This window comes from Limnohabitans sp. (genome assembly GCF_034680285.1).
GTDB lineage: Bacteria > Pseudomonadota > Gammaproteobacteria > Burkholderiales > Burkholderiaceae_C > Limnohabitans_A.
This window is the reverse complement of record NZ_JAXITC010000004.1, coordinates 1-16,523: the sequence shown is the minus strand read 5'-3', so window position 1 is coordinate 16,523 and position 16,523 is coordinate 1. Positions and strand designations below refer to the sequence as shown.

At 60.6% G+C, this 16,523-nt stretch carries 16 protein-coding genes; 6 read left to right on the top strand and 10 right to left on the bottom strand.

Annotated elements, in window-relative coordinates; all coding sequences use genetic code 11:
• Positions 1–4 precede the first annotated feature (4 nt).
• Positions 5–904, bottom strand: a complete 900-nt coding sequence (locus tag SWE17_RS04660; RefSeq protein ID WP_322991950.1) for a DMT family transporter — start codon at positions 902–904, stop codon at positions 5–7.
• Positions 905–1,025: 121 nt separating this feature from the next.
• Between SWE17_RS04660 and SWE17_RS04655 the strand changes: the two genes are divergently transcribed.
• Entirely contained in the window at positions 1,026–2,009 is a 984-nt protein-coding gene (locus SWE17_RS04655) for a quinone oxidoreductase (protein ID WP_322991949.1), read from the top strand.
• Positions 2,010–2,097: 88 nt separating this feature from the next.
• Here SWE17_RS04655 and SWE17_RS04650 read toward each other — a convergent pair whose 3' ends face one another.
• From SWE17_RS04650 to SWE17_RS04635, 4 genes are all read right to left on the bottom strand, one after another.
• Positions 2,098–3,246: an aminotransferase class V-fold PLP-dependent enzyme gene (locus SWE17_RS04650; protein ID WP_322991948.1), complete on the bottom strand. Its 1,149-nt coding sequence runs from the start codon at positions 3,244–3,246 to the stop codon at positions 2,098–2,100.
• Between the two features lie 163 nt (positions 3,247–3,409).
• Positions 3,410–3,925, bottom strand: a complete 516-nt coding sequence (gene lspA, locus SWE17_RS04645; RefSeq protein WP_322991947.1) for a signal peptidase II — start codon at positions 3,923–3,925, stop codon at positions 3,410–3,412.
• Positions 3,926–3,953: 28 nt separating this feature from the next.
• Entirely contained in the window at positions 3,954–6,833 is a 2,880-nt protein-coding gene (ileS, locus tag SWE17_RS04640) for an isoleucine--tRNA ligase (RefSeq protein ID WP_322991946.1), read from the bottom strand.
• Positions 6,834–6,963: 130 nt separating this feature from the next.
• The gene (locus tag SWE17_RS04635; RefSeq protein ID WP_322991945.1) at positions 6,964–8,001 is read right to left on the bottom strand and encodes a bifunctional riboflavin kinase/FAD synthetase; all 1,038 of its coding nucleotides are present in this window, start codon (positions 7,999–8,001) and stop codon (positions 6,964–6,966) included.
• 184 nt (positions 8,002–8,185) lie between these two features.
• Between SWE17_RS04635 and SWE17_RS04630 the strand changes: the two genes are divergently transcribed.
• Both SWE17_RS04630 and SWE17_RS04625 read left to right on the top strand, forming a co-directional pair.
• Entirely contained in the window at positions 8,186–8,743 is a 558-nt protein-coding gene (locus SWE17_RS04630) for an HNH endonuclease (protein WP_100171997.1), read from the top strand.
• 132 nt (positions 8,744–8,875) lie between these two features.
• On the top strand, positions 8,876–9,793 hold the full coding sequence (locus SWE17_RS04625) for a DNA ligase (RefSeq protein WP_322991944.1): 918 nt from the start codon (positions 8,876–8,878) through the stop codon (positions 9,791–9,793).
• Positions 9,794–9,968: 175 nt separating this feature from the next.
• Here SWE17_RS04625 and SWE17_RS04620 read toward each other — a convergent pair whose 3' ends face one another.
• Positions 9,969–11,084 (bottom strand): acyl-CoA dehydrogenase family protein, encoded by a 1,116-nt coding sequence (locus SWE17_RS04620; protein WP_322991943.1) that lies wholly within the window; start codon positions 11,082–11,084, stop codon positions 9,969–9,971.
• 10 nt (positions 11,085–11,094) lie between these two features.
• A complete protein-coding gene (locus tag SWE17_RS04615) occupies positions 11,095–12,276 on the bottom strand; it encodes an acyl-CoA dehydrogenase family protein (RefSeq protein WP_062406133.1) in 1,182 nt (393 codons plus the stop codon).
• Between the two features lie 119 nt (positions 12,277–12,395).
• Between SWE17_RS04615 and purN the strand changes: the two genes are divergently transcribed.
• On the top strand, positions 12,396–12,983 hold the full coding sequence (purN, locus tag SWE17_RS04610; protein ID WP_322991942.1) for a phosphoribosylglycinamide formyltransferase: 588 nt from the start codon (positions 12,396–12,398) through the stop codon (positions 12,981–12,983).
• Positions 12,984–13,063: 80 nt separating this feature from the next.
• Here the strand turns inward: purN and SWE17_RS04605 are convergent, their stop codons facing one another.
• The gene (locus tag SWE17_RS04605) at positions 13,064–13,300 is read right to left on the bottom strand and encodes a DUF1653 domain-containing protein (protein ID WP_322991941.1); all 237 of its coding nucleotides are present in this window, start codon (positions 13,298–13,300) and stop codon (positions 13,064–13,066) included.
• 55 nt (positions 13,301–13,355) lie between these two features.
• Here SWE17_RS04605 and SWE17_RS04600 point away from each other — a divergent pair, with 55 nt between their 5' ends.
• Both SWE17_RS04600 and SWE17_RS04595 read left to right on the top strand, forming a co-directional pair.
• The gene (locus SWE17_RS04600; protein ID WP_322991940.1) at positions 13,356–14,654 is read left to right on the top strand and encodes an RsmB/NOP family class I SAM-dependent RNA methyltransferase; all 1,299 of its coding nucleotides are present in this window, start codon (positions 13,356–13,358) and stop codon (positions 14,652–14,654) included.
• Between the two features lie 112 nt (positions 14,655–14,766).
• The gene (locus SWE17_RS04595) at positions 14,767–15,978 is read left to right on the top strand and encodes a fatty acid desaturase (protein WP_322991939.1); all 1,212 of its coding nucleotides are present in this window, start codon (positions 14,767–14,769) and stop codon (positions 15,976–15,978) included.
• Between the two features lie 159 nt (positions 15,979–16,137).
• Here the strand turns inward: SWE17_RS04595 and rpmG are convergent, their stop codons facing one another.
• Positions 16,138–16,308: a 50S ribosomal protein L33 gene (gene rpmG, locus SWE17_RS04590; protein ID WP_006298735.1), complete on the bottom strand. Its 171-nt coding sequence runs from the start codon at positions 16,306–16,308 to the stop codon at positions 16,138–16,140.
• A gap of 26 nt (positions 16,309–16,334) precedes the next feature.
• Positions 16,335–16,523, bottom strand: a 189-nt coding sequence (gene rpmB, locus SWE17_RS04585; protein ID WP_322991938.1) for a 50S ribosomal protein L28, incomplete at its 5' end; no start/stop codon positions are given.

Here is a 16,523-nt window from a genome sequence, read left to right as displayed (position 1 = left end):
GGTTTCACTGCCGCGATGACACCCAGATTCCGCCAATGATGAGCGCAAAAGCCGCCACGTGGTACTGGTGCGGCAATTCGCCCAAAAACGCAGCCGACATCACCGCAGCAAACAGCGGTGTGAGGTTGGCAAAGAAGCCCGCCACCGTGGGGCCTGCCTGCTGGATGCCCAGGCCCCAGCAGCGGTAGGCCAGCACGGCTGGGCCCACGGCCACAAAGGCGAGGGTCGCGATCAGTGGCCAGCCCCAGGTGATGTGGGCATCGGTTAGGCCCCACTCCATGCCCGTGAACAGGCCTGACCAAGCCAGTCCAAAGACCACTTGCCCCAGCAAAAAGGCGGCCCAGTCGTTGCGAATGGTTTCGGGCTCGTCGCGTCGGCTGAGCAACCAGCTGTACCAAGACCAGCAGGCCGTGGCCAACAAAATGAAGAAGTCTCCGATGACCCAACGTACCGCCAAGAGCTGTTGCCAATCGCCGCGAGACAGCACCACCAGCACCCCGGTGACGGACAGCATCGCGCCCAGCAGTTGCTTGCGCCTAACCGGCGCTTTGAAAAACAGTGCGCCGATGACCAGCATCCAAAATGGCCCGCTGGCCGCGACGAGTGTCACGTTGAGTGGCGTAGAAGTTTGCAGCGCCAGGTACTGCAGCGCGTTGTAGCAGCCCACACCCAGCAGACTCAGCAAGGCAAAACGCCGCCAGTGCGACCACAGGCCGCTGGCTGGGCGCAGAACCCTCCAAGCCAGAGGCAGCAAAATGAAAAATGCGACCAACCAGCGCAGGAAGTTGAGCGTGATGGGCGGGACCAGGTCGGTGACCAAGCGGCCCACCACCGCATTGCCTGCCCACATGAGCGGCGGCACCGTCAGCAGCAATGCGGTGATCGGAGAGAGTTTTTGGGACATGGGGCACTGTAGCGGCACTCGGGTTTTCCCGCTGTCGCCGACCTGTCCCCACCCTGAACGCCGTCATGAGATTCGTGGCAAAGTCACGCATCGTTTGCTTTCACCCATTCAGGAGAATTCCATGAGCCTTGCAGTCCAGATCGACCAACACGGTGGTCCCGAAGTCATGAAACTGGTCGATGTCACCGTGGGCGAGCCTGGCCCTAGCGAGATCCGCATCCGCCACAAGGCCATTGGCCTGAACTTCATTGACGTCTACCAGCGCAGCGGCCTGTACCAGCTGCCCATGCCCCTCAAGTTGGGCATGGAAGCCTCGGGTGTGGTCGAGGCCGTGGGCGAGGGTGTCACGCACCTCAAGGTGGGCGACCGCGCAGCCTATGCCAGCCAGCCGCCCGGCAGCTACTGTGAAGTGCGTGTGATGCCCGCCAAGTGCGTGTGCAAGCTGCCCGATGCGATCTCTTTCGAGACGGGCGCGGCCATGATGCTCAAGGGCCTGACAGCGCAATATTTGCTCAAGCGCACGCTGCCCCAAGGCGGCCTGAAAGCCGGTGACTTTGTGCTGTTCCACGCCGCCGCAGGTGGTGTAGGCCTGATCGCTTGCCAGTGGGCCAAGGCGCTGGGTTTGCGCCTGATCGGCACAGCGGGCAGCGACGCCAAGTGCGCGCTGGCGCTGGCGAACGGTGCCGAGTTTTGCATCAACTATTCGACCGAAGACTTCCAGGCCAAAGTGAAAGAAATCACGGGCGGCAAGGGCGTCAAAGTGGTTTACGACTCGGTGGGCAAAGACACCTGGGACAAGTCGCTCGACTGCCTGGCCCCGTTTGGCCTGATGGCCAGTTTTGGCAACGCATCGGGTGCCGTGGCCCCATTTGCGCCGGGCATCCTTGGCCCCAAGGGTTCGATCTATGTGACCCGCCAGACCTTGTTCAGCCACATCACCACGCGTGAAAGCACTCAGGAAATGGCCGATGATTTGTTCGAAGCCGTGACCAGCGGAAAGGTCAAGATCCACATCGACCAGACCTTCCCCTTGGCCAACATCCAAGACGCGCACATTGCCTTGGAAGCCCGCAAGACCACAGGCTGCACTGTCATCACTTTGTAAAGGCACTGGCGCGGTTCAGCTTCAGCCCAGAATGAAAAAAACCGCTGTCCTGAAGGCAGCGGTTTTTTTATGGGGCGATTGATCTGAATCAGGCCGCCAGTTTGGCCTTGGGAGCAAGGGTTTCGAGCGCATCGCTCAGGTGCTGCAAGGTGCGCGGCACCTGGTGCCATTTGTCCAAGCCAAACAAACCCATGCGGAAGGTGCGGAAGTCGGCAGGTTCGTCGCACTGCAAAGGCACGCCAGCGGCGGTTTGCAGGCCCAGCGCCAGGAATTTCTTGCTGCTCTGGATGTCCGGGTCGGTGGTGTAGCTGACCACCACGCCGGGGGCTTCAAAGCCGGGGGCTGCCACACTGGGAAAGCCATGCTCCAACAGCAGTGAACGAACTTGGCGACCCAGGGCCATTTGTTCGTCACGCACCTTGGCAAAGCCGTAGGCTTCGGTTTCCAGCATGGTCTCTTGCAGGCGTTGAAGCGCGTCGGTGGGCAAAGTGGTGTGGTACATGTGGGCACCACTTTCGTATGTTTCCATCACTTGCAGCCACTTTTTGAGGTCCATCGCAAAGGTGGTGCTGGTGGTGCTGTCAATGGCTTGGCGAGCACGCTCGCTCATCATGACCATGGCGCAGCAAGGTGAGCTGCTCCAGCCTTTTTGTGGGGCACTGATCAGCACATCCACCCCCGTGGCTTTCATGTCGACCCACATGGCGCCCGAGGCGATGCAGTCCAGCACAAGCAAACCACCCACGGCGTGTACCGCATCGGCCACGGCTTTCAGGTAGTCGTCGGGCAGGATCATGCCGGCGGAGGTTTCGACGTGCGGGGCAAACACCAAGGCAGGTTTTTCTGCGGCAATAGCGGCTTTGACTTCTTCGATCGGAGCGGGCGTCCAAGCGGCCTGCGAGCTCTCAGACACGCGGCGTGCCTTGAGCACGCTGTGGCTCTTGGGGATCTGGCCCATGTCAAAAATTTGTGTCCAGCGGTAGCTGAACCAGCCGTTGCGGATCACCATGACGTGCTGGTTGGTGGCGAACTGGCGGGCCACAGACTCCATACCAAAGGTGCCGCTGCCGGGCACCAGCGCGACCGAGTGGGCACCGTAAACGCTTTTGAGCATGCGCGAGATGTCGGTCATCACGCCACCAAAGCGCTTGGACATGTGGTTCAAGGCGCGGTCGGTGTAGACCACCGAAAATTCGAGCAGACCATCGGGGTCAATATGGGGCAACAAGCCGGGCATGGGGAACTCCGTGTTTTTCAATCAGGGGAGAGAGCTTAACCGAGTTGACGGTTCTGTGGGGCGGGGGCCTGGGCCGGGTGCGAATGGCCTCATCAGTCGCTTCGCGCCAGCAAATCGGCCATCCGCACCCGACCCAGGCCCCTCTTGGTGGTGGTTGAAGGTTTCAGCGTCCGCGCCGGACCCGCAATATTTCGTCCAGGATCAACAAGGCCGCGCCCACGCTGATGCCCGCATCGGCCACGTTGAAGGCCGGGAAGTGCCAAGCACCCCAGTAAAAGTCCAGAAAGTCGACCACGTAGCCGTGCAGCAGACGGTCCACTACGTTGCCAATGGCACCGCCCAGGATGAGGGAAATGGCCAGGCTGAAGAGTTTTTGGCCAGCGTGCGAGCGCAACATCCAGACCATGAAGATGGCTGCGAAAACGCCGATGCCGGTGAAGAACCAGCGTTGCCAGCCGCCCGCACCTGCCAAAAACGAGAAGGCAGCACCGTGGTTGTGCACCCGCACCAGGTTAAAAAACCCGGTGATGGGCGTGCTGTCACCCAGCTGGAAGGCCCCCAGCACCAACACCTTGGTGAACTGGTCGATCAGCAGCACCAAAAGGGCAATGCCCAGCCAAAGCGCCATGCCTTGGGTTTTGCTGGCGTAGCTTTTGCCTATCTTTTTGCTGGTAGCCATGGGCTTGCCTTGTCTTTGTGTGGGTCGATCAGGCGACGAGGCGGGTCTCGCCCGCACCATGCAAGTTGCTCACGCAGCGACCGCAAATGGTGGGGTGGGCGGCGTCGCTGCCCACATCATCGGCATAGTGCCAGCAGCGCTCGCACTTGGTGGCTTGGCTGGGTGTGACTTTCACGGACAACTCATCGCCGACCATCAAAGACACTTTGGAGGTGATGAACACGAACTTGATGTCTGCGCCCAAGCTGGCCAGCAAGGCGTGGTCTGCGGCAGGCGCGGTCAGTGTGATCTCAGCTTGCAGTGAAGCACCCACTTGGCCTGCGGTGCGCAGATTTTCGATGTCCTTGTTCACCAGGTCGCGAATCTCACGGATGCGAGCCCACTTAGCGAGCAACGCTGTATCAGCTGTGCCAAAGTCACTGAAGGTTTCCAGGAAGATGGATTCGGAGCTGCCAAAGGTGCTCCAAGCTTCTTCGGCCGTGAAGGACAGGAAGGGCGCCATCCAGCGCAGCATGCCGTGGGTGATGCGCCACAAAGCGGTTTGCGCGCTGCGGCGGGCCAGTGACTTGGGCGCGGTGGTGTACAGGCGGTCTTTCAGCACGTCCAGGTAGAACGCGCCCAGGTCTTCCGAGCAATAGATCTGCAGTTTGGAGACCACGGGGTGGAACTCGTACTTGTCGAAGTGGGCGCGGATGTCGGCTTGCAGCTCGGCGGCGCGAGCCAGGGCAAAGCGGTCGATCTCCAGCAGTTGGTCGTTTTGGACAGTGTCTGACGCGGGGTCGAAGTCGCTCACGTTGGCCAACAAGAAGCGCAGGGTGTTCCGAACACGGCGGTAGCTGTCCACCACGCGGGCGAGGATCTTGTCGTCGATGTTCAGGTCACCGGAATAGTCGGTGCTGGCCACCCACAGGCGCACGATTTCGGCGCCCATTTTGGAGGTGATGGTTTGCGGCTCAACGGTGTTGCCCAGCGACTTGCTCATCTTGCGGCCTTGGCCGTCTGTGGCAAAGCCGTGGGTCAACAGACCCCGGTAGGGTGCGCGGTCATACAGGGCGCAGCCCAGCAGCAAGGAGCTGTGGAACCACCCACGGTGTTGGTCGTGGCCTTCCAAGTACAAGTCAGCCTCTGGGCCTTGGTCGTGGAAGGGAGCCACGCCGTAAGCGTCTTTGTGGCTGGTGCGCAGCACATGCTGGAAGGTGCTGCCCGAATCGAACCAGACTTCCAGAATGTCGGTGCTCTTGGTGTATTGCGGCGCGTCTTGTGCGCCCAAAATCTCTTCCACCGTCACGCGGCTCCAGGCTTCGATGCCACCTTTTTCAACGATGTCAGCGGCCTGGTCCAGGATGGCCATGGTGTTGGGGTGCAGCTCGCCACTGTCCTTGTGCAAGAAGAAGGGCACGGGCACGCCCCATGAGCGCTGGCGCGAAATGCACCAGTCAGGGCGGTTGGCGATCATGTCGCGCAGGCGGGTTTTGCCGTTCTCTGGGTAGAACTGGGTCTGCTCAATGGCGTCCAGCGCCAGCTGGCGCAGCGTCTTGGGCGCTTTGTCCTTTGTGAACACGCCTTCGCCTTCGTCCATGCGCACAAACCACTGGGCAGCGGCACGGTAGATGACGGGGGTTTTGTGACGCCAGCAGTGCGGGTAGCTGTGGGTGATTTCCACCGTGGCCATCAGGCGGTCGCTTTGGCCCAGCACCTCGATCACGCGGGCACAAGCTTTCCAGATGTGCTGGCCGCCAAAAAAAGGCAACTCTTGTGCGTACACGCCGTTGCCTTGCACCGGGTTCAAGATGTCGTCATATTTCAGCCCATTGGCCACGCAGGAGTTGAAGTCGTCCACGCCATAGGCTGGCGACGAGTGCACGATGCCTGTGCCATCGGTGGCGGTGACGTACTCGGCCAAGTACAGCGGCGATTTGCGGCGGTAGCTGTATTCTCCGCCCTCTTCGGCGGTCACGGTATCGTGCAGCGGGTGACGGAAGACCAGGCCGCGCAGCTTCTCGCCAACAGCGGTGGCAATCACAGAACCTTCGAGCTTGTAGCGTTCCAGGCATTTCTCGACCAGGCTCGCGGCCAGCATCAGCACGCCACGGGGCGTGTCCACCAGGGCGTACTCCAGCTCAGGGTGGGCGTTGAGCGCTTGGTTGGCTGGGATGGTCCAGGCGGTGGTGGTCCAGATGACGGCAAAGGCTTTTTTGCTGCCCTCGCCGGGCAGTTTGGGCAGGCCAAAGGCCGCGGCCAGCGCGGCGTTGTTGTCGGCTTCAAAAGCCACGTCGAGCGTGTCGCTCTTTTTGTCGGCGTATTCGATCTCGAATTCGGCCAAAGACGAGCCGCAGTCAAAGCACCAGTAAACGGGCTTCAGGCCCCGGTACACAAAGCCGCGCTCGATCACGCGTTTGAAGGCGCGGATTTCACCGGCTTCGTTGGCGAAGTCCATGGTGCGGTAGGGGCGTTCCCAGTCGCCCAGCACGCCCAAGCGCTTGAAGTCTTCGCGCTGTTGGCCGATTTGCTCGGTGGCAAAGGCGCGGCTCTTGGCCTGCATGTCATCACGGCTCAGGTTGCGGCCGTGCAGTTTTTCAATCGCGTTTTCGATCGGCAAGCCATGGCAGTCCCAGCCGGGGATGTACTGCGCGTCAAAGCCAGCGAGTTGCTTGGACTTGACGATCATGTCTTTGAGCACTTTGTTGAGCGCATGGCCAATGTGCAGCTTGCCGTTGGCATAAGGCGGGCCGTCGTGCAGCACAAACAGCGGAGCACCCTGGCGGGCGGCACGCAGTTTTTTGTACAAACCGCCATCGTTCCACTCGCTCACCCAGCCCGGCTCGCGCTTGGGCAGGTCGCCGCGCATGGGAAACGGCGTGTCCATCATGTTGATGCGGGTGTCGGGGTTCTGGGTTTTGTCGGTCATGGTGCGTCAGGTCGAGAGGGCTTCGACAAGCTCAGCCCGAGCGGCGGGCCGTTCGGAGAGATCAAGAGGGGGGGGCCGTGGAGGTCGTTTGCCCTGAGCCTGTCGAAGGCGGCAAACGTGGGCCGGATCGTCAAATTCGGTCGCGGGTGGTTTGGCGGCTGGTTTCACCATGGCGCGAAGCAAACCACGCCTGTGCATCGTCGCAGTCTTTGGCGATGCCCTTTGTCAGGGCGTCCAGACCGTCGTATTTGAGCTCGTCGTGTAATTTATGCAGCAAGTCCACGCGGATGATTTTACCGTAGCCCCCTTCGGCTCCCAGTTGGGCCGGCCAGTCGAAGGCATGGGTCTCCAGCAGCACGCGCCCGCCGTTCACGTCATTCGGGTCGAGTGAGGGGCGGATGCCCAGGTTGGCCACGCCCCGCAAGGGTTGGTTGGCCAAGCCATGCACCTGCACCACAAAGATGCCGCTGGCCGCAGGTTTCCAGTGTGAAAACCGCAAATTCAGCGTGCGAAAGCCGTCGCCCGCGCCTTCGGCCGTTGCCGCCAACTCTCGGCCGAGTTTGCGCCCGTGCACCACATGGCCGCTGATGCTGTAGGGGCGGCCCAGCAGGGCCTGCACTGCTGGCAAGTCGCCTTTGGCCAGCGCATCGCGCACGGCCGAGCTGGACACGCGCAGGCCGCGCACCTCGTAGCTGTTCATGCGGGCCACGTCAAAACCCAAGCTTTGGCCTGCAGCGTCGAGCATGGCGTAGTCGCCTGCGCGTTGGGCGCCAAAGCGGAAATCGTCGCCCACCAGCACATAGCGCACGCCCAGACCCTGCACCAGCACTTGCTGGATGAAGTCTTCGGGTGATTGGCTGGCCAGCCGGGCGTCAAAAGGCAATACCACCACTTGGTCCACGCCGCAGCGCTCGAGTTCTTGCAGTTTGTCGCGCAAGGTGGCGATGCGGGCCGGGGCCAAGTCGGGCTTGTTCAGCGCCTTGGCAAAGTAGTCGCGGGGGTGTGGTTCGAAGGTCATCACGCAGCTGGGCACGCCTCGGTGGGCGGCTTCGCTGCGCAGGAGTGCCAGCATGGCCTGGTGCCCGCGGTGCACGCCATCGAAGTTGCCGATGGTCACGGCGCAGGCAGGGGCCAGATCTGGGTGGTGAAAACCGCGAAAAACCTTCATGTGCTGGCGCCGATGTGTGTGCTGGACTTGGGACTTTGGGCCCTTGTCATGATTTTGAGAAATTCCAAGCGTATATTGTGACTGAGCCCGCTCCATCAGCGCCTTGGCACCCCGCCCGGCCTGACCGGAACGAGACAGTCCCATTTCCGTGTCCATGCTTTGCATCTGAGCCAAGGAGTTGTGTGTGAAGGTCTTGAAACTCTCAGCCCAAGGGCTGCCCCAGTCGTGGATCACACTGGAGCAAGCGGTGACCCATTACGCTGCTGACGAGGTGCGCTGGGAAGCGGGCCAGCAAGTGGCCGTTTTTCATGGCGGGCACAACGCCCTCACGGGGCAACAGTCGGTGATTGCCGTCAACAGCATCATCGGCACCCAAGGCGTGCCCCGCATCAACCCCTTTGATTTGTGTTCGGGCTTGACCAACCCCAAGCTGTTTGCACGGGACCGCAATGTCTGCGCGTATTGCGGTTGCACTTTCCATGAGTCGATCCTGACCCGCGAGCACATTGTTCCTGTGTGCCAAAAAGGCCCGGACCACTGGATGAACGTGGTGACCGCCTGCCGATCTTGCAATCACCGCAAAAGCAGCCGCACACCCGAGCAGGCCCATATGCCATTGTTGTATGCACCCTATGTGCCCAGCCTGTGGGAAGACTTCATCTTGCGCAACCGCCGAATTCTGAGCGATCAAATGGCTTTTTTGATGGCGCATGTGCCCAAGAGTTCGCGTTTGATGGCCTGAGCGTGCGGCCAAGCGAGGCGGCTTGCGTAGATCAGTAAAGCGTCGCATCATCACTTCCTGAAAACAAAAGATCCCATTCCTGCATGCCTTCAAGGCATGGGTCAGGTGATGGGGCCATCAGGGAGACCCGCCATGCCTAACCCACCCCCGGCCTTGCGCCAGCACCTTGCCAGCATGCCAGGCCTGAGCCGACGCGCCAGTTTGTCGGCATTGCTCTTGTCGCCCTGGCTGTTGCCACGTGTTGGCGCTCAGGTCGTGCAGCCCGTGGATTCCGGTGGGCACAGCGCCGTTCAGCTGGCCATGCCCTGGCCCGCTGGCCGATCTCCACAAGGTTTTGGGGTCAGCGAAAAATTCGACGGCGTCAGGGCCGTTTGGGATGGGCGCGTTTTGCGCTTTCGCAGTGGCAGGGTGATTGCGGCCCCTACTTGGTTTTTGTCTGCGCTGCCCCGGGTGGCGCTCGACGGTGAATTGTGGATCGGGCGCGGGGCGTTTGACCGGCTCTCAGGTGTGGTGCGCCAAGCCGAGCCCGACGACGAGGCCTGGCGGGCCGTGAAGTACCTGGTGTTTGATGCGCCCGGCCATGCCGCCCCGTTTGCGCAGCGGATGGCTTATGTGCAATCCACATTGGCGCAAGCGCAGCAGCCTTGGTTGATGCCGGTGCTGCAGCGCGAGGTGAAAGACGCCCGCGCTTTGCAGACCTTGTTGCACGACACGGTACGTCAGGGGGGCGAGGGGCTGATGCTGCACCGCTCCGATGCTTCTTGGCAGCCGGGCCGTACCGACGCGCTGTTCAAGTTCAAACCCGAGTTGGACGAAGAGGGTCTGGTGGTGGGCCACCAGCCGGGCAAGGGGCGTTTGCTGGGAATGACCGGGGCATTGCTGCTGCAAATGCCGTCGGGTCAGCGCTTTGCCTTGGGTACTGGCTTGAGCGATGCACTCCGACGCGACCCGCCGCCTGTCGGATCTTGGGTCACTTACCGTTACCGCGATCGCACGCCCTCGGGCTTGCCGCGTTTTGCATCTTTTTTGCGGGTGCGAGAGGCAGAGTGAGCATGAAAAAAGGCCCCTCTCGGGGCCTTCTTGTGGGTCTGCTCATTCAGAACATGCTGATCTTGAGCCGCAAGGCGGGAGGGCGGCGCGTTTCGGGCTCAGAGGCGTTTCGCTTCGCCACATCGCTCGACCCGCGCCGCCCTCCCGCCTTGCTCGGGTTCGCAGAACCTTCGCTTCAGGCGAACACGCCTGCTGTTTCTTGCATGCGTGCCGACACTTCGCCCAGCTGGTGCAGGGTGTCGCCAAAGGTCATGTCCAGCTGCGTCAATTTCTTGAAGTAGTGGCTGGCGATGTACTCGTCGGTGACGGCAATGCCGCCATGCAACTGCACAGCCTGCTGGCCAATGAAGCGCATGGACACACCCATTTGGTACTTGGCGCGGGCCAAGGCGCGGCGGCGCTCGTCAGCCGGGGCGTGCAGTTTCAGGCTGGCGTAGTAGCTCATCGAGCGGCCCAGCTCCAGCTGCATCTTCATGTCGGCCACGCGGTGGCGCAGGGCCTGGAAGCTGGCGATGTTCACGCCGAACTGTTTGCGGGTGTTCATGTAGTCCACGGTGATGGCCAAAGTTTTGTCCATCACGCCAACGGCTTCGGCGCAGGTGCAGGCGATGCCGATGTCCACGGCCTCTTCCAATGCGGTCAAGCCATTCAGGGTGATCAGCTGCGCGGGGGCCTTGTTCAACACCACTTCGGCAGCGCGTGAGCCGTCTTGTGTGCCGTAGGCCTGGGTGCTCACGCCGCTGGCGCTGCGTTCGACCAAAAACAAAGCGATTTGACCGTTGACGGTGGCAGGCACCACGAACGCGTCGGCTTGGTCGCCCACGGCCACCACGCTCTTGGTGCCGCTCACGGTCCATGCGCCGCCAGATTCGCTGGCCTGAGCGGCGCAGCGGTTCAGCTGATAACGGGCACCGCGTTCTTGCTGCGCCAACACAACGATGGCTTCGCCTGCCGCCATGCGGGGCAACCATGCGGCTTGCAGGGCTGCAGGCGCGTGGGTTTGCAGTGTGGCGCTACAGATCAGGGTCTGGGTCAGGGGTTCGAGCACGATGCCGCGCCCGAGTTCTTCCATGCTGACCATGGCTTCGGTCGGGCCCATGCCCATACCGCCGTGGTCTTCGCTCACGTAAAGGCCAGTCAAACCCAGCTCGGCCATTTCGCCGTAAGCGGCACGGTCAAAACCGCCTGCAGCGACGATGGCGCGGCGGCGGTCAAAGTCATAGCCCTTGTCCACCCATTTGCGCACGGCGTCGCGCAGTTGTTCTTGGTCGTCAGAAAAATCGAAATCCATGTGTGTCTCCTTAACCCAGAACTGTCTGAGCGACGATGTTGCGTTGCACTTCGTTGCTGCCGCCGTAAATGGTGGTCTTGCGCATGTTGAAGTAGTTGGCGGCCAGGGGCGCATTGGCCACCACACCGCCAGGGAAGTTGCCTTGCCAGCCTGCGTCCATGGCTTCGAAAATGAAGGGCAGGGCAAAAGGCCCTGCGGCCTGCATCATCAACTCGGTGTAGCGCTGCTGAATTTCGCTGCCCTTGATCTTCAAGAGGCCCGCGATGTCGAGGGAGTTCTTGCCAGATTTTTCGGCCGACAGGACACGCAGCACCAGCATTTCGAGGGCCACGATGTCCACTTCGAGCTTTGCGATCTCGTCACGGAAGCGCATGTCGTCGTACACACCTTCGGCTTTTGCAATGCGCTTCAAACGCTCCAACTCACGCTTGGCGCGGTTGACGTCGGCGATGTTGGTGCGCTCGTGCGCCAGCAGGTGCTTGGCGTAGTTCCAGCCCTTGTTTTCTTCGCCGATCAGGTTCTCAGCGGGCACTTCGACGTTGTCAAACCAGACTTCATTGACTTCGCACTCACCGTCCAGCAGCTTGATGGGGCGCACGGTGATGCCGGGCGACTTCATGTCGATCAAGAGGAAGGAAATGCCGGTCTGAGGCTTGCCTTCGTTGCTGGTGCGCACCAGGCAGAATATCCATTCGCCGTATTGACCCAGAGTGGTCCAGGTTTTTTGGCCATTGACAATGTATTTGTCGCCCACCCGCTCAGCGCGGGTTTTGAGGGACGCCAAGTCCGAGCCAGAGCCCGGCTCGCTGTAACCCTGGCTCCACCAGACTTCGCCGCTGGCGATGCCGGGCAAAAAGCGCTGCTGTTGCTCGGCATTGCCGAACGCCATGATCACGGGTGCCACCATCACCGGGCCAAAAGGCACCACGCGGGGGGCACCCGCCAAGGCGCATTCTTCTTCAAACAAATGCTTTTGCACAGCGGTCCAGCCGGGGCCGCCAAACTGCGTGGGCCAGCCCCAGCCCAGCCAGCCTTTTTTGCCCAAAATCTTGGCCCAGCGCTGCATGTCTTCGCGCGTCAGGCGCATGGCGGCATGCACTTTTTGGGAAATGTCGGCGGGCAAGTTGTCCTTGACCCAGGTGCGGATCTCGTCGCGGAACGCGAGTTCGTCGGGGGTGAATGCCAAATCCATGGGGTGTTCTCTCAAAATCAAACGGTCGTGCTTTTTATCATGCGCAGGCCTCTGTCCCCTGTCCTTGGGGCGACAAAACACCTTGTTACCAGGTTGCGCAGGGGATAATTCAGCCCTTCATGAAAAACATCGTCATCTTGATTTCCGGCTCTGGCTCCAACATGGCCGCCATCGTGCGTGCGGCCGAGCAGGGCCGCTGGGACCAACGCTTGAACGCCCGGGTGGCCGCCGTGCTGAGCAACCGGGCCGATGCCCAAGGCTTGGCTTTTGCACGTGACCACGGTATCTCGACGCAGGTGCTAGACCACAAGATTTTTGCCAGCCGGGAAGCGTTTGATGCGGCCTTGATGGCCGAAATCGACCGCTATGCGCCCGATTTGGTGGTGTTGGCGGGCTTCATGCGCATACTGACGCCTGGCTTTGTGGCGCACTACGCCGGGCGTTTGCTCAACATCCACCCGTCCTTGTTGCCCGCCTTTGCGGGGCTGAACACGCACCAGCGTGCGATCGATGCCGGTTGCCGCTTTGCCGGAGCCACGGTGCACCAGGTCACGGCGGAACTCGATCATGGCGCCATCCTGGCGCAGGCGGTGGTGCCAGTTTTGGCCGATGACACGGCCGACACCTTGGCGGCGCGTGTGCTCAGCCAAGAGCACTTGATCTACCCGCAAGCTGTGGCTGAGTTTCTGCTTGGCCTGCCTTCGTAGGTCGGTGGCTTCAGCCCCGACATGGGCTGCAGGCCAGAGATGCCTGTCGGGGCTAAAGCCACCGACCTACCAGACCCTCGTCAGTCCCCGATCCGGGTGAAGCGCGGCTGAACTTTTCCGTTGAATTCGGCCACATCGGCAAACATGGCGGCAGGCCTCACCCACAGGCCTTGCTCGCCATACAGCGCTTGGTACAGGGTCATGGGCTCCAGGTCTTCGCTGTGGCGCACGGTGCCGAGCACGCGGTATTGGCCGCCTTTGTAATGGCGGTAAAGGCCTTTGGGTGTTTCGATCATCGGTGGCAATGGTTCTGACATGTCTTTCCTGTGGTGTGTTTCTAATCAAGCGCTGAGGATGGGACAATGCATCCCTATGCATCCAAAAGCCCTTTTAGACGCCTGCGCCGATTTGGTCAGGCTGGTTCTCCAATTTGAACATCCTGCCGACGCCGTGGTGTCGCGCTATTTCCGTGAACACCGCTCCCTCGGCCCCCGTGAACGGGCTACCTTGGCTGAAACCGCCTTTGCGGTGCTGCGCAAAAAACTGCTGTTTGAGCAATTGGCCCGCTCCGGTTCGGGCGCCAAAGAACGCAAGCTGGCGATTTTGGGCTTTTTCGGCCCACGCGACTTTTTGGCCTCAGCCCTGAACGACACCGAGAAAAAATGGCTGGCCACCTGCGACGCCATTCCCACCGATGCCCTGATGGCCCCACACCGCCACAACCTGCCTGAGTGGATGGCGCAAGCCCTGCAAGCCCAATTGGGCGAGGATTTTTGGGCCTTGGCCGAGAACCTGCAACAAGCAGGCACGCTCGATTTGCGGGTCAACATGTTTCAGGCCAAACGCAGCGACATTCAAAAAGAGCTGGCGCAAGCCGGTATCGCTTCCACACCCACCCCTTATTCGCCTTGGGGTTTGCGCCTGGAAGGGAAACCCGCCTTGCAAAAGACCGATGCTTTCACCCGCGGCGCCATCGAAGTGCAGGACGAAGGCTCGCAGCTGCTGGCCTTGCTCGTCGACGCCCACCGTGGGGAGATGGTGGTGGACTTTTGCGCGGGCGCGGGCGGTAAAACGCTGGCGCTGGGCGCGGCCATGCGCAGCACGGGCCGTTTGTACGCCTTTGACGTTTCGGGGCACCGCCTCGATGCGCTCAAACCCCGCATGGCCCGCAGCGGCTTGTCCAATGTGCACCCGGCGGCCATTGCGCACGAGCGCGATGAGCGCGTGAAACGACTGTCGGGCAAGATCGACCGCGTGCTGGTCGACGCGCCTTGCTCGGGACTGGGCACTTTGCGCCGTAACCCCGACTTGAAATGGCGTCAAAAGCCCCAAGCTGTTCAAGAGTTGACCGAAAAGCAGCAAGCCATCCTCCAAAGCGCCTCGCGCATGGTCAAGTCGGGCGGCCGGTTGGTGTATGCCACCTGCAGCGTGTTGCCCGAAGAAAACGAGCTGATCGCGCAAGCCTTCAGCGCCGCCAACCCCGATTTTGTGCCTCTGAATGTGGCCCAAGAGCTGGACAGGCTCAAGGTGCCGAATGCGGCCAGTTTGTGTTCCCCCGCTCCAGGGGGTGAGCCCCAGAGTGAAGCCCCCTCGGAAGGTACTTTTCTCCGACTTTGGCCGCACCGACATGCCACGGACGGTTTTTTCGCGGCAGTCTGGGTTAAGAAGTAATTGTTTTTAATTGCTTTTTGGTGAGTTGACTTGAAACAGCTGTCCTTTGTCAGCTGAAAAACTTAAAATTGAGAAATTGCCTGAAATCAGGCGTACGTAGAAAGACAAACTCATGTTCTTGCCTGATTCGGCTTTTTTGGATTCGATCATCCAATGGATGGGCCACGGCTTGTTCGATTTTTCTTGGTGGCAGATGGTGTTGATCACCTTGGGGCTCACCCACATCACCATTGCCAGTGTCACGATTTTCCTGCACCGCCACCAAGCCCACCGCGCTTTGGACCTGCACGCCATTCCTTCGCACTTTTTCCGTTTTTGGCTGTGGTTGACCACCGGTCAGGTGACCAAAGAGTGGGCAGCCATTCACCGCAAACACCACGCCAAGTGCGAGCAGGCCGAAGACCCCCACAGCCCCCATGTGCACGGTATCAAAACCGTGTTGTTCACGGGCGCTGAGCTGTACCGTAAAGAGTCCAAAAACCTCGAAACCATGAAGCGTTTTGGTCACGGTACGCCTGACGACTGGATCGAGCGCAACCTGTACACCCGCTTTTCATGGCAAGGCGTGGCCTTGATGCTGATCATCGATGTGGCCTTGTTCGGTTTCTTGGGCCTGACGGTCTGGGCGGTGCAAATGGCCTGGATCCCGATCACGGCCGCCGGCATCATCAACGGTGCTGCCCACTACTGGGGTTACCGCAACTTTGAGGCGCACGACGCCAGCACCAACATTTCGCCTTGGGGCATCTTGATCGGTGGCGAAGAGTTGCACAACAACCACCACACTTACCCCACATCGGCCAAGTTGTCGGTCAAGCCTTACGAGTTCGACATCGGCTGGCTCTACATCCGCATTCTTGAAACTCTGGGCATGGCGACCGTCAAGAAGACACCTCCCCGCTTGGCCTACGGCGACATCCGCCCTGTGGCCGATGAGAAGACTCTGGAAGCCCTCATCGCCAACCGTTATGAAGTGATGGCTGGTTACGCCCGCAATGTGCGCGCCGTGATGCAGGAAGAAGCCGGCAAACTCAAACTCGACGCCGACGCCGTGCAAACCGCCAAGCGATGGTTGCACCGCGACGCTGCCAAAGTGCCAGCCGCTGCGCAGGCGCAACTCAAATTGGCCCGAGCAGCCAGCCCGGTGCTCGACAAAATGGTGCAAATGCGTGAAGAGCTGAGCCAGATCTGGCTCAACACCTCTCACTCACGCGAGCAGCTGGCAGCCGACCTGCAAGCTTGGTGCCGCAGCGCAGAGGAAAGCGGCATCGCCGCCTTGCGTGACTTTTCGGTCAAGCTGCGTGCAGCGCGCCAACCGGCCTGAGCTTTCTAAGCGCCTAACCCATCAGGGCCTTCGGGCCCTGTTTTTTTGTGCTGCTGTACGGGCAGTACCTTGACCCCAACTGGACCTAACGGCACTAAGGGGAGCGGGCAACAAAAAACCCGCCAGAGGCGGGTTTTCGGTGAGAAGAATCGGGCTGAATTACTTCAGTTTGATTTCTTTGTATTCAACGTGCTTGCGAGCTTTGGGGTCGAACTTCATGATCGACATTTTCTCGGGCATTGTTTTCTTGTTCTTGCTGGTCGTGTAGAAGTGACCAGTGCCAGCTGTGGATTCCAGCTTGATTTTTTCGCGTCCGCCTTTGGTTGCCATGGTGTATGACTCCTAATATTCTGGGTTTAGGCTTGACCGCGTGCGCGCAGGTCTGCGAGCACGGCATCAATGCCGTTTTTGTCGATCAGGCGCAGAGCAGCGCTGGAAACGCGCAGACGCACCCAACGGTTTTCTGTTTCAACCCAGAAACGACGGTATTGCAGGTTCGGCAGGAACCGGCGCTTGGTTTTGTTGTTGGCGTGGGAAACGTTGTT